Annotated in this window: 13 protein-coding genes (1 of these 13 only partly in view); 8 read left to right on the top strand and 5 right to left on the bottom strand. The window is 72.5% G+C overall.

Annotation, left to right across the window (positions count from 1 at the left end; all coding sequences use genetic code 11):
• Positions 1-213 precede the first annotated feature (213 nt).
• Together WME98_RS37540 and WME98_RS37535 are read right to left on the bottom strand one after the other, a co-directional pair.
• Complete coding sequence (locus tag WME98_RS37540; protein WP_061629236.1) at positions 214-1194, bottom strand: ABC transporter substrate-binding protein; 981 nt, start codon at positions 1192-1194, stop codon at positions 214-216.
• 283 nt (positions 1195-1477) lie between these two features.
• Positions 1478-2719, bottom strand: a complete 1242-nt coding sequence (locus tag WME98_RS37535; RefSeq protein WP_437946491.1) for a methyltransferase — start codon at positions 2717-2719, stop codon at positions 1478-1480.
• Positions 2720-2840: 121 nt separating this feature from the next.
• On the opposite strand from WME98_RS37535, the gene WME98_RS37530 reads away from it, so the two are divergent.
• From WME98_RS37530 to WME98_RS37500, 7 genes are all read left to right on the top strand, one after another.
• Complete coding sequence (locus WME98_RS37530) at positions 2841-3143, top strand: hypothetical protein (RefSeq protein ID WP_437946489.1); 303 nt, start codon at positions 2841-2843, stop codon at positions 3141-3143.
• An 82-nt stretch (positions 3144-3225) separates the two neighbouring features.
• A complete protein-coding gene (locus tag WME98_RS37525) occupies positions 3226-4062 on the top strand; it encodes a hypothetical protein (RefSeq protein ID WP_437946488.1) in 837 nt (278 codons plus the stop codon).
• A 472-nt stretch (positions 4063-4534) separates the two neighbouring features.
• On the top strand, positions 4535-5869 hold the full coding sequence (locus WME98_RS37520) for an ATP-dependent 6-phosphofructokinase (RefSeq protein ID WP_437954064.1): 1335 nt from the start codon (positions 4535-4537) through the stop codon (positions 5867-5869).
• Between the two features lie 80 nt (positions 5870-5949).
• Positions 5950-6432 carry a hypothetical protein gene (locus WME98_RS37515; RefSeq protein ID WP_437946487.1) on the top strand — a complete coding sequence of 161 codons (483 nt, stop codon included), beginning with the start codon at positions 5950-5952 and terminating at the stop codon, positions 6430-6432.
• Between the two features lie 284 nt (positions 6433-6716).
• A complete protein-coding gene (locus WME98_RS37510; protein ID WP_437946486.1) occupies positions 6717-8222 on the top strand; it encodes a hypothetical protein in 1506 nt (501 codons plus the stop codon).
• A gap of 7 nt (positions 8223-8229) precedes the next feature.
• Positions 8230-9615 (top strand): hypothetical protein, encoded by a 1386-nt coding sequence (locus tag WME98_RS37505; protein WP_437946485.1) that lies wholly within the window; start codon positions 8230-8232, stop codon positions 9613-9615.
• Positions 9608-10447 (top strand): class II glutamine amidotransferase, encoded by an 840-nt coding sequence (locus WME98_RS37500; protein ID WP_044985785.1) that lies wholly within the window; start codon positions 9608-9610, stop codon positions 10445-10447. Before WME98_RS37505 ends, WME98_RS37500 begins: the two co-directional genes overlap by 8 nt.
• Positions 10448-10470: 23 nt before the next feature.
• Here the strand turns inward: WME98_RS37500 and WME98_RS37495 are convergent, their stop codons facing one another.
• The 3 genes from WME98_RS37495 to WME98_RS37485 form a co-directional block, all read right to left on the bottom strand.
• Positions 10471-10845, bottom strand: coding sequence for a zf-TFIIB domain-containing protein (locus WME98_RS37495; RefSeq protein WP_437946483.1), 375 nt, complete (start codon positions 10843-10845; stop codon positions 10471-10473).
• A gap of 76 nt (positions 10846-10921) precedes the next feature.
• Positions 10922-11701, bottom strand: a complete 780-nt coding sequence (locus WME98_RS37490; RefSeq protein WP_437946481.1) for an N-acyl homoserine lactonase family protein — start codon at positions 11699-11701, stop codon at positions 10922-10924.
• Positions 11702-11771: 70 nt separating this feature from the next.
• Entirely contained in the window at positions 11772-12608 is an 837-nt protein-coding gene (locus WME98_RS37485) for a DUF1206 domain-containing protein (protein WP_437946480.1), read from the bottom strand.
• A 503-nt stretch (positions 12609-13111) separates the two neighbouring features.
• Between WME98_RS37485 and WME98_RS37480 the strand changes: the two genes are divergently transcribed.
• Positions 13112-14217, top strand: the 5' portion of a protein-coding gene (locus tag WME98_RS37480) for an ArnT family glycosyltransferase (RefSeq protein WP_437946478.1). Its footprint extends 718 nt past the window's final position; only the first 1106 of its 1824 coding nucleotides appear in the window; it begins with the start codon at positions 13112-13114; its stop codon lies off the right edge, out of view.

Raw genomic sequence — 14217 nt, 5'->3', positions numbered from 1 at the left:
ATCCTGCGCAGGAGCTTCCTGCCCGGAGGCTCCCGGCAGCCTCGGGTCTGAATTTCAATTCTCCCGGGAGGCTCCCGGCAGCCTCGGGTCTGAATTTCAATTCTCCCGGGAGGCTCCCGGCAGCCTCGGGTCTGAATTTCAATTCTCCCGGGAGGCTCCCGGCAGCCTCGGGTCTGAATTTCAATTCTCCCGGGAGGCTCCCGGCAGCCTCGGTCACCCCTTCGCCTTGCCGTTCGCGTCCCACTCCGCCCAGAAGCGCTCCAGGCCGAGGTCCTTCAGCGCCCGGTTCAGGAAGCGACGATCGGTCCAGGGCTCGACGTCGAAGGTGTTCCGGATCAAACCGAACTTCTTCGAGTCGGCGACCGCCGACTTGTACCGGGCGATGACGTACTCGTCGAGCAGCGGGCTCGCGTTCTGCTTCATGTCCTCGCCCTGCTGCGCTTCCTTGTAGTTCGCGTAGGGCGTGCCCGACTTCGACCACAGCTGGAACACCTGGTTGCGGTTCTTCTCGTCCGCGACCCACGCCGACGACTTCACCGCCAGCGTGATGATGCGCTGCACGATCTCGGGGTGCTCGTTGATGAAGTCCTCCCGCGCGATGATGCCTGAATTGCTCGGGTAGGTCGGCGAGTCGCCCTTCGTCGAGTAGACGATCTTCGCGATGCCCTGATCGCGCAGCGACAGGAAATCGGTGCCGCCGAACGCCGCGTCGATGTCCTTCGTGGCCAGCGCCGCCTTCGACGTGGACGTGTCCATGTTGATGGAGCGAATGTCCTTCTCGGTCAGCCCGTGGCCCTCGAGGATCCGGTTCGCGGACAGCTGCGTCGCCGTGCCCTTGGCGAATGCCACCTTCTTGCCGCGCAGATCCTTGACCCCGTTGATCGGCGAATCGGAGGGCACCACCAGGTAGGCGTGGCCGCGCCGGCTGGCGCTGCCCAAGAGCCGCGTCTTGAGGCCGCTCGCCCGACCGACCACCGACGGCAGGTGGCCGTGCGTCCAGATGTCGAGCAGGTTGTTCGCCACCGCCTCGTTCACGGCCGGACCGGCGCCGCGGAAGAAGTTCCACTTCACCTCGATGCCGTCCTTCTTGAACTCCTCGACGAGGCTCCCCTGAAGGTGCAAGAGGGAGAAGAAGCTGCCCCCCGTGACGGGGCGATTGCCCACGCCCACGCCCGGCACGCCAACGCGGATCACACTGGGCCCAGCAGCACGGGCCCTGCCTGCGAGGAGCGCTCCGGACACCGCCGCCGCAGCGCCCCCCAAGAACTGACGTCTATCCATGACGCGCCGATGTGCACCGGACATGCCATTCGCCGAGCACCCCCGAAATCAGCGCTCCGGCGCGCCACGCTGCTTCCAGGGGAGCAGCCGATCCGCAACGATGCTGGCGGCGGTCCATCCCGCAGTCCGGCCGGGGAGCCGCGCCCGGCCGCGCGCGCCCCGCCCGCGGCTCGCCGCCGGTCCGGGCGTCGCGGCCTCAGCCGCCGAGCCCCCCCGGCCGCGCGCTCGCGAAGACGGCGATGTTCCGCGGCGTCACCTCGGGGTCGAAGACGATCGCCGCCTCGACCTCGTGCCCCTGCTCGCCGAGGGCCATCGCGCGGTCGAGCGAGACCGCGACCTCCGTGAGGCGGGCCAGGAGAGAGCGCGGCAGCGTGAGCCGGCGCATCCGGCCGAACGCCGCGCGCGCCGCGCGCTCGCGCTCGCGGAGCTCGGCCTCGGTCGCCGGCGGCAGGCCCCGCAGCGCGAGCGCCCGCGCCGCGAGCTCGCGCAGCCCGCCGTGCGCGCGCCGCCGGTTGATCCCGCGCATCTCCTCGCCGAGGGCGACGTCGAGCCCGCGGCCGCGGAGCAGCGAGAGCAGCGCGTGCCGCCGCTCGCGCGCCGCGAGCTCCTCGTCCAGGCTGGCCTCGACCCCCGCGCGCCGCGCCGTGAGGTTGGTGAGGCCCAGCGCCTCGCGCCGGAGGACGAGCCCCGCCGCCCTCGCCGCCGCCGACAGCGGGGCGCGCGCCGGCGCGCCGATCTTCTGCAAGCAGCACGAGACGAGCGCGAGGTCGCAGCGCGCCGCCGCCGCCGCGGTCACCATGCGATCCCCGAGCTCCCCGCACGCGTGCAGGCCGACCGGCAGGTCGTCCGGCGCGAACGCGAGCGCCTCCTGGAAGGCGTCGAACGCGACGAAGCGGGCCCGGCCCCCGGCGGCCAGCGCCGAGGCCGTCGCGACGCGGTCGGGCTCGCGCTCGAGGCCGATCGCCTCACGGTCGAAGCGCGCGGCGGCGAGGCGGGTGAAGTGCCCGTGCCCCGCGCCCACGTCGACGAGGCGGCGGGCGCGGGCGGCCATCGGCGCCACCGCGCCGAGCAGCGCCTCGAGCTGGAGCCGCTTGCGCGCCGGCACCGCCCGGAGCTCGTCCAGCGACGCCGGCGGGAGCGGCTGGACCGGGCGCCGCGGCAGCCTCGCGGCCTCGTCCGCGGCGCGCGCCAGGGCCGCGAGGCTCGCCGGCGCGCCGCCGAGCCCGGCGATGCACGCCGCGAGCCCCTCGCCCTCGCAGCGGGCGAGATCGGCGTCCGTGAGCGAGAGGAGGAAGCCCGTCCAGCCCCGCGCCTCGCACCAGGCCGGCGGCGCGCCCTCGTCGACGCGCGCCTCGACGATGTCGAGCGCCGGCACCAGCACCTCGAGGGCGCGCGCGAGGCGCTGAGCGACGGTGGGCAACCTGGGCGACGGGGGCATGCGCGAACCGGAGCGGGGCGAGCAGTACCGGATCCGCGCGGCGCCAGGAAGCCGCCTCTCGCGCGCGCCGCGGGGCCGGCGGGGGGCTTGCGGCCGGGCACCCCCGCTCCATGAGGGGCGCATGGAGAAGCAGAACAAGCAGGGCCCAGCGGGCAAGGATCAGCGGCAACAGCACGTCGATGAGCGCACGCAGCGGCGCGCCGGCGAGGCGCACCACGGCGGCAAGGGCTCGCAGGAGAGCGCGGAGGCGTACCAGAAGGGCGAGAACCCCGGCGGCACGCACCAGGGCGGCGACACCGAGGGCGCGGTGGGCGCGACGCACGGCCACGGCGGCTTCGGCGGCGAGGGCGCGACCGGCGGCGACGAGGGCGAGGGCAGGCCGAACCCCTACGAGGACATCGGTGTGAAGAAGGGGCGGGACTGACCCGCCCGCCCGAGCGCGCGGCCGGAGCCACCCGGCGGGCGCGGGCTTCCTGCCCGGCGGCGCATGGTAGCGTGGGGGCGCCATGCGCCTGCTCGCCTTCGCGTCTCTCTGCCTCTGGACGTGCGGTTGCGCTCCAGCCCTCTCCACGTTCCAGCCCGCCCACGTGGCCGACAAGGGCCATGTCCAGGCCGAGCTCGGACTCGACGTCTCGATCCCGACCGGCACCATCGCCTCGCTCATCGACGCCGGCGTCGTGCTCGCGGAGGTCGCGGAGTCCCGGGAGCTGTCCGAGCGCGAGCGGCAGACGCTCTTCGAGGCAGGCGGCGCGCTCACGCTGAACCCGCCGTCGGCGACGCCGCACCTCGGGGTCGGCTACACCGCGCTCGACCGCTGGGAGCTCAACCTCCGCTATACCGGCAGCGCGCTTCGCCTGGGCACCCGCTACCAGCTCCTGAAGCGCGACAAGGACGGCATCGACCTGACGGTCGGCGCCGGCGTCGGGCGTTATGTATTCGGGTTTCCTGTCGTGAGCGTCCTCGACATCGTCGAGCTCCAGGACTTCACGCGGTGGCAAGTCGATCTGCCGATCCAGGTCGGGACGGCGGGCACGTGGTACCGGGTCTGGGGCGGCCCTCGCCTCATGCTCACGACGTTCGACGCCGGCCTCACCGTGAACCTGCCCGCCGTCACCGGATACCCGGGCGAGCTCGAGATCGCCTCGCTCTCCGGCCTCGGGCTCTACGTGGGCGGTCAGGCCGGCGTCGCGTTCGGTTACAAGCATGTGTTCCTGGGCGTCGAGCTCACGCTCGCGGAGATTTTCACGGGCGGCGAGCTCGCCGTGCTCGGGAAGCGGGCGGCCGCGGTGGATCTCGACAGCTTCATCGTCTACCCGGCGGTGGGGCTGATGGTTGAGTTCTAGAGGGGATTTCTGCCGAGACTGGCGCACTGCCGTCTCCGTCTTTCGTCTACCGTCTCCGTCTCCGTCTTCCGTCTTCCGTGCTCGTCCCGCGTGCGCGTGCGCGCTAACTCCGGAAAATCGCGCACGCGCACGCGCACGAGAGACGGGGGACGAGAGACGGGGGACGAGAGACGCGGGACGAGAGACGGGGGACGAGAGACGGGGGACGAGAGACGGGGGACGAGAGACGCGGGACGAGAGACGCGGGACGAGAGACGCGGGACGAGAGACGGGGAGCGAGCTCCGGGGCTCCGGGGGGACCTGCGGCGGCCCGGCGAGCGCCTCGGCCGCCTTCGGCCGGGGCGTGTGACGCGGGCCGCGCGGCGCGCGTTACGACGCCGTATCGCGCATGAAATGCCGACGAAACCAGCGCCGAGAGACAATGCCGGCGTCCCCGCGGCGGCCCTCGCCGCGGGGCGGTCCTCTCCTCACCATGGAGGCCTTCCGCGTGGTGACCTCTGCAGATCTCGCCATCAAGGATCTCGGCCCTTGCCGCTACCCCTCGCCCGTCGCCGAGAAGCTCGGCGAGAAGGCCACGGTGTACGTCGGCGAGGCCGACAAAGTGCTGTTCGACGATCGCCTGTCCGCCGTCCTCTCGGGCGCCGCCGGCCCGCGCCCGCCGGCGTTCGAGCTCGCCGGGCCGCGCAACCGCGCCTTCTGGGAGCCGAAGGAGATGCGCGCCGGCATCGTGACGTGCGGCGGGCTATGCCCCGGCGTGAACAACGTCATCCGCGGGCTCGTGCTCACGATGGCGCACAGCTACGGCGTGCAGGAGATCTTCGGCTTCCGTTACGGCTACGAGGGGCTCGTCGCCCGCTTCGGGCACGCCCCGGTGCGCCTGGACCCGCGCACTGTCGAGGAGATCCACCGCATGGGCGGCACCGTCCTCGGCACTTCCCGCGGCAACCAGGACCCGCACCAGATGGTGGACACGCTCGTGGCCATGGGCATCAACGTGCTCTTCGTCGTCGGCGGAGACGGCACGATCCGCGGCGCGATGTCGATCGTCCGGGCCATCGAGGAGCGCCGGCTGTCGATCGGGGTCATCGGCGTGCCGAAGACCATCGACAACGACATCCACTTCATCGACCGCAGCTTCGGCTTCGAGAGCGCCTTCGCCGCCGCCGTGGACGTCATCCGCAGCGCGCACGTGGAGGCCTCGGGCGCGAAGAACGGCATCGGCCTCGTCAAGGTGATGGGCCGGCACTCGGGCTTCATCGCGTGCTCGGCGGCCCTCGCGTCGGCGGACGTGGACGTGGTGCTCATCCCCGAGGTCCGCGCGGAGCTCGACGGCCCGCGCGGCCTGCTCGCGCACCTCGAGCGCCGGCTCGCGCGCCACGGCAACGCCGTGGTCGTCGTGGCCGAGGGCGCGCTGCAAGAGCACTGCGCCTCGAGCGCGGAGCCGATGGCCACCGATCTCAGCGGCAATATCAAGCTGAAGGACATCGGCCTCGTCCTGCGCGATCGCATCAACGCGCACTTCCGGGCGCGCGGCGTCGAGGCGACGCTGAAGTACCTCGACCCGAGCTATCATATCCGCAGCGTCCCCGCGTCCCCGTCGGACAGCGTGTTTTGCTGGAACATGGCCAGGAACGCCGTCCACGCGGCCATGGCGGGCAACACGGAGATGCTCATCGGCCGGTGGCACGGCCGCTTCGTGCACGTACCGATGCCGCTCGCCGTCCGCATGCGCAAGCAGGTCGAGCCGACGGACGATCTGTGGATGGCCGTCGTGGAGGCCACGGGGCAGCCGCTCACGTTCCATTAGGCCGGTCTCCGGGTCGAGGCGCCGCCTCTCGTGCATCAACCAGGCGCGGGGCGCGACGCGCTCGTGGCATGATGCCCGGCATGAACATCTCGTCGCTTTCGCGCCCGCTCGTGCTCGTCGTCGGTCTCGCCGGTCTCGCCGGCTGTCACAAGGAGGCCCCGGCGCAGGCCCCGCCGCCGGTCGAGGCCGCGGCCCGGACGCAGGACCCCACCGCCGGGACCGGCGCCCCGACGGGCGACGGCAACAGCGTCGCCCCAGGCGACGGCAGCAGCGCCGCGCCGGGCGACGGCGGCAGCGCGGCGGCGACCGAGCCCCGGTGCGCGGCAGACGCCGACTGTGTGGTCTCCTGCGCGCGGGTCGGACAGTGCTGCGACCAGCTGTGCCCGCCGTGCGACCAGGCGTACCACCGCGATGCGCTCGCCGCGCTCCAGCAGTGGCGCGCCGAGCGCTGCGCGGCCGAGAGCTGCCCGGTCGCCAAGTGCATGGCGCCGAAGGAGGACTCGGTCGCCCGCTGCAAGGCGGGGCAATGCGTCGTCGAGCGCGTGCCGCACGTCGACCGGTGACCGGCCGCCCGCGCGAACACCGGTGAACGGCGCGGCCGAGAACGCCTCACGCTGCGTTTTGCCACAGGCCGCACCTGCGCCACACCGATCGAGCTCGACGCGGCTCGACCCGATCGCACAGCCCATCTCCGGCGTCCCTCACGTCGAGATCGCCAGCCCCTGGCCCTGCGCTTGCATTGCGTGGGTCCGAGAACATCGCGATCCCGGCCGCGGACGTCGCCGGCCCACGGCTGGAACGTGGAGATCGTGGATCGGCTCTCGCCGAGATCGCCGCGGGAGGTCCCTTGGGCATCGAGATCCAGCAAGACCATTTCAAGACCGTCGATTACGGGCTCTTCAAGGCGCGCCTCCAGCAGAACCTCACCGCGCTCGAGATGGTGCTCAGCCGGCCGGGGTTCGGCCTCGGCGACACGACGATCGGCGCGGAGCTCGAGATGTTCCTCGTCGACCGGGAGGCGAGACCCGTGCCGCTCGGGCCCGAGATCGCGCGCGCGGCGGCGAGCCCGATGATCACGCCGGAGATGGGCGCGTTCGACATCGAGCTCAGCACGCAGGCGGTGCCGCTCGCCGGCCGGCCGCTGTCGGCCCTGCGCGAGCAGATGCGCGCGACCGTGGAGGCGATCCGCGAGCGCGCCGCGGCGCGGGGCGCGCGCGTGGTCCCGGTCAGCATCCTGCCGACCTTCCAGCGGCAGGACTTCAGCCCTGCGACGATCACGAACCTCCCCCGGTACCGCGCGCTCGCCGCGGGGCTCTGCCGGCTGCGCAAGGCGCCGTTCCACATCCGGATCGACGGCGCCGAGCCGCTCGAGCTGATGTCGGACGACCCCGCGATGGAGGCGGCGAACACCGCCTTTCAGGTCCACCTCCGGGCGTCGCCCGACGCGTTCGCGCGGCTGTTCAACGCGGCCATGATGATGACCGCGCCCGTCCTCGCGGCCGCGGGCAACTCTCCCACCTTCCTCGGACACCGGCTCTGGCACGAGACGCGGGTGGCGGTGTTCAAGCAGGCCGGCGACGACCGCCCCCCGGAGACCGACGCGGACTGGAAGAAGCCCGCCCGCATCGGCTTCGGGACCGGCTGGGTGCGCGACGGCGCGGCGGAGCTCTTCATGGAGAGCGTCGCGCTGCACGAGCCCATCCTCCCCGTCTGCAGCGACGAGGACGTCATCGCGTGCGCGCGGGCCGGCGGCGTGCCCCAGCTGCACGAGCTCCGCCTGCACCACGGCACCGTCTGGAAGTGGAATCGGCCGGTGTACGACCCGGCCGGCGGCGGTCACCTGCGCATCGAGCTGCGCGCCATGCCGTCCGGGCCCACCCTCGACGACATGCTCGCGAACGGGTGCTTCCTGCTCGGCGGCATCCTCGCCCTCGCGCCGACCGTCGGAGAGCTCCTGCCGTCGTTCCCCTTCGGGCTCGCCGCGCGGAACTTCTACCAGGCCGCGCAGCACGGCCTCGACGCCGAGCTGGTCTGGCCGGAGGGGCCGGGCGCCGCGCCGAAGGGCGTCCGCGCGCGCGATCTGCTCCTCTCGCTCCTGCCGCGGGTCGAGGAGGGCCTCGTGAGCGCGGGGGTCGACGGCGCGGAGGCCCGCCGCTACCTGCAGATCTTCGAGGCGCGCGTCGCCAGGGGCGTCACCGGGGCCGTGTGGCAGCTCCGTGCGCTCTCGGCCCTGGAGCCGCGCGCGCCGTCGCGCGAGGAGGCGCTCCGGCGGATGCTCGAGCGGTACATGGCCGAGGTCGACTCCGGCAACCCCGTGCACGCCTGGGCGATCCCGGGCGCCGGCTCGACGTGAGGTCGCCATGAGCCTTACCGCCACGAGCTCGCTCGCAGCGCAGATCGACGCGCGGCTCTCCGCGCCGGGGGCGATGGACGCGGCGCGGTTCGCGTCGTTCCTCGGAGGCCAGCGGAGGCTCGGCCTCACGCACGGCGGCCGCGCGCTGTGCCGCCACCTCAGGCCCTACCTCATCGCGGAGCACGACTACGCCGCGGTCGCGCGCGCCGCCGAGCGGATCGCCGCCGCGCTCGAGCGCGTCGCGCGGCGCGCGCTCGTCGACGCCGCCCTGGCCGAGGAGCTGGGGCTCTCCGCGGAAGAGCGCGCCCTCGCGGCCCTCGATCCCGGCGAGGGGCCGTTCCTCACGGTCGGGCGGCTCGACATGCTCGTCACCGACGGCGGCTTCTCGTTCATCGAATACAACGCCGACTCGCCCGCTGGCATCACCGACCAGCTCCTCATCGAGGAGACGTTGATGGCGCTCCCCCACCTCGCGCCGCTCCGGCGCGGGCGGGGCGTGCGCGCGCCGGCGCCGCACCGGGCGCTCCTCCGCGCCCTGCGCGAGGGGTACGCCGCGTGGGGCGGACGCGAGGCGAGGCCCACGATCGCCATCGTCGACTGGAAGACCGCCGACACCTCGGCCGAGTTCAAGGTGCTCTCCGACCTGTTCTCGGCCGAGGGGCACCGGACGCTGATCCTCGATCCGGACGAGCTCGAGCTCGACGGAGGCCGCCTCTCGGCCGGCGGGGAGCGGATCGATCTCGTCTACCGGCGCGTCATCACGCAGGAGCTCGTCGGGCGGCGCGGCCTGGATCACCCGCTCGTCCGCGCCTACCGCGACCGCGCGGCGTACGTGGCGAACTCGTTCCGGACCAAGCCGCTCAACAAGAAGGCGGCGTTCGCGGTGCTGAGCGCCCCCGAGTTCGCCGACCTGTTCTCGCCCGAGCAGCGGGCGGCCATCGCGGAGCACATCCCCTGGACGCGCCGCGCGCGGGCGGGCCGGACCTCGTGGCGGGGGCGCGACGTGGACCTCCTCGAGCTCATCGCCGCCGAGCAGGAGAGCTTCGTGCTGAAGCCGAACGACGACTACGGGGGCAAAGGCGTGCTGCTCGGGTGGCAGACGCCCCCGGACGCGTGGAGGGCGGCTGTCCGCGACGCCGAGGCGCAGCGCGCGATCGTGCAGGAGCGCAGCCGCGCGCTTACGGCGCGCATGCCCGCGTTCCGAGACGGCCGCGTGGTCGAAGAGGAGGTCTACTTCGACCTGTGTCCCTTCGTGTTCGCCGGCCGCATGGAGGGCGCCATGGTGCGGCTCTCGGCCTCTGCGGTGAGCAACGTCTCCGCGGGCGGCGGGGTCACCGGGCTCTTGATCGTCGACGATGCGCGCCTGAAACGAGAGGAGAACCGCCATGTGTGAGCTCCTTGGCATGGTCTCGAACGTGCCGACGGACATCGTGTTCTCGTTCACGGGGCTCGCGCTCCGCGGCGGGCAGACGGGGCCGCACGCGGACGGCTGGGGCGTATCGCTCTATGATGGCCTCTTCGCGCGGACGTTCCTCGAGCCTCACCCCGCGTTCTCGAGCCCGCTCGCGCGGTTCATCCGCGAGAACCCGATCCACACGGCCCTCTCCATCGCGCACGTGCGCAAGATGACGCGCGGCGGGGCGGCCTTGAAGAACACGCACCCTTTCATGCGGGTGCTCCACCGGCGGCACATCGTGTTCGCGCACAACGGCACCCTGCCCAACGTCCGGGATCGGAAGCTCCACCTCGAGACGCCGATCGGGGACACCGACAGCGAGCATGCCTTCTGCGTCCTCCTCGAGGAGCTCCGGGCGGCCTACGGCGCGCAGTACCCGAGCGACGGGCGGGCGCTCGGGAAGACGCTCTACGAGCTGGGGAACGAGCTCGGCAGCGACGGCGTGTTCAACTTCCTGCTCGCGGACGGAGAGCACCTGTTCGCCCGCTGCGGCGACCACCTCTCCTGCATCCTCCGCCACGCCCCGTTCGGCGAGGCCACCCTCGTGGACGCCGATCTCAAGGTGAATTTCAACGACGTCCACGGCCTGGGCCCCGACGCGCGCATGGCCGTGGTGGCCACCGAGCCGCTCACGCGCGACGAGCTCTGGAGCAAGGCGACGCCCGGCACGCTCTGGGTCTTCCGCGCCGGCGAGCTCGTGGCGACGTACCCCGAGGCCGCGGCGCGGGGCTCGATCGCGGACATCGCCGAGCCCGGCCCTCCGGGCTGAGGCGCCGTGTCCGCGGCGCGCCGTCAGCCGCGCGGCCGCGCGAACAGGCCGCGGAAGAAGTCGCTCAGCGTGTGCTCCTTGTAGTCGCGGAACTCGCCGGCATCGAAGTAGACGCCGCCGCACACGCTACAGCTCTCGTACCAGATGTGCGGCTGCTGCGGGTCGACCATGCGCACCATCGGCGTCGTGCAGCGGGGGCACGGCACGCGCCGGATCTCGTTGTTCTTCCGCCCGACCGCGGGGTCGCCGGTGTCGATGTGCTGCGAGCCCTCCATCGCCTTGAGCGACTCCTTCTCACGGCTGTCGAACCAGATTCCGCCGCACGCGGTGCATCGGTCGACGTCGATCCCTCCGAAGGTGACGACATCCATCGAGGCGGTGCATTTCGGGCAGTTCACGTCGCGCTCCAGTGCGGCCGGCGCCGCGGTCTGCCGCGATGCTATCAGACGGGCCGGATCGCGTGAAGCGCCGGCGTCACGTGTAGCACGCCGGCGCGAGCCGCAGCGCCTGGACGAGCGCTGGATCGTGGCCGAGGAGGAGCGCGCCGCGGCGCTCTCGCGCGATCTGCTTGAGGCGGCGGATGCTGGCGAGCGCGGCCTCGTCGTCCACGCTCTCGCCGGGGAGGATCTCCTCGCTGAAGTTCTCGGCGAGGTCGCCCGCGTCGCCGACGAGGACGACCGTGCCGGTGCCCCTCAGCTCGACCACCACGGACTGATGGCCGGGCGTGTGCCCGCGCGTCGACACGACCTCGACGCCCGGCATCGCCTCCCAGTCTCCCTCGACGAGGTCCCAGCGCAGGCCGGGCAGGTCATAGTCGCGCTCGAACCAGGCGGGCCCGTGATCCGGGCCGAAGGCATACGCGTGCTCTCGCCGCTGCACGGAGATGCGCGCGCCCTGGAACATCGCGAGGTTCCCGGCGTGGTCCAGGTGCATGTGCGTGAGGATGACGTGGCCCACGTCGTCGGGGCGCACCCCGATCCGGTCGAGCTGACAGGCGAGCTCGTGCTCCGGGAGGATGACCGGCGGGCGAATCCCCTGCTTCGTGTAGTGCTCTTCGCGGAGCGCCGGGTCGTGGACGAGCGCGCTGTTCAGCCCCGTATCGACGAGCACGAGCCCCCGCGCGGTCTCGAGCAGATAGGCCGACACCGGCTCGGCGAGGATGAAGCGCCCGCCGCGGTCGCGCGTCGAGACCGTCTTCTCGAGGATCTCGTACCCACAGAGCAGCACGTAGAGCCTCGAGACCTCGGTGCTCATGGGCGCGACCTCCCTTGCGGCGCCGGCCCGCGAGCGGGCCTGTCCAGCCTGGCCGAGCCTCGCGCCCGCGTCATGCGGCGGGGTGTGCCAGCTTCGAGTACTTCGTGCAAAAGAACATGTACACGCCGTAGGCGCACAGGCCGGCGGCGACGAGCACGAGCAGCATGGGCCCGAAGGGCGACGCGGCCACGGTCGAGAGCGCCTCGCCGACGCCCTTCGATTGCCCCGGATCGTGGGTGATCGCGGCCTTGATCAGCGCCGCGCCGATGATCCCGAACACGACGCCGCGCGAGACGAGCCCGACCCGGGCCATGCGGAAGACCCACGTGCGCTCGGGGGGACTCATGCCCTGGGTGCTGAGGTCCCGCGCGAAGCGAGATTTCATCGCCTTGCGGAGCTGCTGGACGGCGACGGCGATCACCACGAGCCCCGCGAGGCCGACCAGCACGCCCCCGAACGGCTGCTCCATCACCTTGCCGACCCAGGTCCGGGACCCGTCGCCGCCGCCGCCGCCGCGGCCGAGCGCGAGCTGGAAGGCCGTGATCGCGAGGCCCGCCGAGATCGCGCCGCTCGCGGCCCAGCCCACGCGCTCGGCCTTCCCCTTCGCGTCGTGGCCCACGTGGCCCGGGTCCTTGAGCGCGAGGACCTCGCGCCACAGCGCATACCCGAGGAGCCCGATCCCCACGACGATCAGCAGCGCTTGCCCGAACGGCTGTTCGCCGAGGACCCCGACCGCCTCGTGCCCGCCGGCGGTGCGCCCGCCGCCGCTGAAGGCCGCCTGGAGCGAGAGGGCGCCGATCAGCACATAGACGAGCCCCTTGGCCGCAAACCCGAACCTGGCCAGGGTGCGCACCCAACCGTTGTTTTCAGGTTGGGTGAACATGTTCTGTCCTACCGGAATTTCCATGGCTTCAGCTCTCCTGGGCGAGCCTGGTGCAGCGGGCATGCCACCGGTCGAGCGGGGCGCTTCGAGCGCGGGTGCGGGGGGCGTCGTGCGGTGTGGGGCGGGCCGCCACGCCTTGGCTCCAGAGTGCCTCACACCCCCTCGCCGAGCGTCGGTAACGTGCTTCGCCGCGCGCCCCAGGTGTCGCGGCGGGCGCAGCGGTCCTCGGGGGGTCGTGGGCGACGAGGGCGGGTGAGCGCACATGCGCTCTCGCGATCGCGGGGATTTTCGGCGGGAAACCGGAGCGCTGGATGGAGGGGAGTCCTCTGGCAGCCTGCAAACGAGCCTACGTCCATCCCGGTCCGCGCTGGATCTTCGGTGGCCCACGCCGCGTGGTAGAGCATTGACACCCCGTTGCGGTTTGGGGTCTTCTCGCGCGCGATCTATCCCCCGCGCGGGCCGCTCTGGCCCTCCGAGCTGGCCGCGCCGGCTCTCTGTCGCCCCTGCTTCCGCTGTTCGGCCCCTCGATGACCCAGACCTCCCCTGACGTAGCGCCCGAGCCTGCGCCTGACGAGCCGCAGCGCGCTGGAACGCCCACGGCGCTGGCCGTCCCCTCGCCGTGGGGCGCGCGCGCCGCCCAGCTCCTCGCGCGCGTCCTGCCGTGGCTCGAGCGCCTCCCGCGCTTCGCCGTCGTGTTCCTGCGCGTGGTCGTCGCGCTGGCCGCGGCGGGCGCGATCGGCACCTACCTCGTGCTCGGGATCATCCACCTTCGTTTTCCGTTCGAGATCGAGTGGATGGAGGGCGGCCTCGTGGACGAGATCCGCCGCGCGCTCGCCGGGCAGAAGCTCTACGTCAAGCCCACGGTCGAGTACGTCCCTTTCCTGTACGCGCCGCTCTACTTCTATGTTGCGGCCGCGTTCTCGAAGGTGCTCGGCGTCGGCTTCTTCTCGGCGCGTCTGGTCTCGTATCTCGCCTCGATCGCGGGGATCGCGCTCATCGCGCGCATCGTCCACCGCGAGACCGGCGGCAAGCACGCCGCCCTGCTCGCGGCCGGCGTCTACGCGGGCGCGTATCCGCTCTCCGCCGGCTTCTTCGACATCGCGCGGGTCGACTCGCTGTTCGTGCTGCTGCTGCTCGCGGCGCTCTACGTCGCGCGGTTCGGCCGCTCGGTGAGCTCTGCCGTGGGCGCCGCGGCGCTCTTCACGCTGGCCCTGCTCACGAAGCAGTCGGCGTCGGTCATCTTCGTGCCGGTCGCGGCGTACCTCGTCCTCGCCGGGTGGAGGCGCGGCCTCGTCTTCGCCGCGTCTGGCGCCGCGATGATGGTCGGCAGCGTCGTCGTGCTCGACCGGATCCACGACGGCTGGTTCTGGTGGTTCGTCTTCTGGCTCCCGCGGCAGCACCCCTGGGTGGAGCGGATGTGGGTCGATTTCTGGCTCGAGGATCTGATGCGGCCGCTCTCGGTGAGCTGCCTCCTCGCGCTCTTTTACGTGATGGTCGATCGCCGGGTCTTCTCCTCGGGCGATGTGCGCGCGGCGGCTCCTGGCGACGCTCGTCGCGATGCCGAGCCGGCCGACGCGCCGCGCGTGGCGGAGGCGGGCGGCGCGCAGCTCGGGGGCACGGACGCCGCCGTGCT

The sequence above is a fragment of the Sorangium sp. So ce296 genome, assembly GCF_051529605.1.
Taxonomy (GTDB): domain Bacteria; phylum Myxococcota_A; class Polyangia; order Polyangiales; family Polyangiaceae; genus Sorangium; species Sorangium cellulosum_D.
This window is presented reverse-complemented; position numbering and strand designations above follow the sequence as displayed.

What these genes read in the sequence shown, in the direction of transcription:
- WME98_RS37535 (WP_437946491.1), bottom strand. Translation starts at nt 2,719, where the DNA reads ATGCCCCCGTCGCCCAGGTTGCCCACCGTCGCTCAGCGCCTCGCGCGC.
- WME98_RS37530 (WP_437946489.1), top strand. Translation starts at nt 2,841, where the DNA reads ATGGAGAAGCAGAACAAGCAGGGCCCAGCGGGCAAGGATCAGCGGCAA.
- WME98_RS37525 (WP_437946488.1), top strand. Translation starts at nt 3,226, where the DNA reads ATGCGCCTGCTCGCCTTCGCGTCTCTCTGCCTCTGGACGTGCGGTTGC.
- WME98_RS37520 (WP_437954064.1), top strand. Translation starts at nt 4,535, where the DNA reads ATGGAGGCCTTCCGCGTGGTGACCTCTGCAGATCTCGCCATCAAGGAT.
- WME98_RS37515 (WP_437946487.1), top strand. Translation starts at nt 5,950, where the DNA reads ATGAACATCTCGTCGCTTTCGCGCCCGCTCGTGCTCGTCGTCGGTCTC.
- WME98_RS37505 (WP_437946485.1), top strand. Translation starts at nt 8,230, where the DNA reads ATGAGCCTTACCGCCACGAGCTCGCTCGCAGCGCAGATCGACGCGCGG.
- WME98_RS37500 (WP_044985785.1), top strand. Translation starts at nt 9,608, where the DNA reads ATGTGTGAGCTCCTTGGCATGGTCTCGAACGTGCCGACGGACATCGTG.
- WME98_RS37490 (WP_437946481.1), bottom strand. Translation starts at nt 11,701, where the DNA reads ATGAGCACCGAGGTCTCGAGGCTCTACGTGCTGCTCTGTGGGTACGAG.
- WME98_RS37485 (WP_437946480.1), bottom strand. Translation starts at nt 12,608, where the DNA reads ATGGAAATTCCGGTAGGACAGAACATGTTCACCCAACCTGAAAACAAC.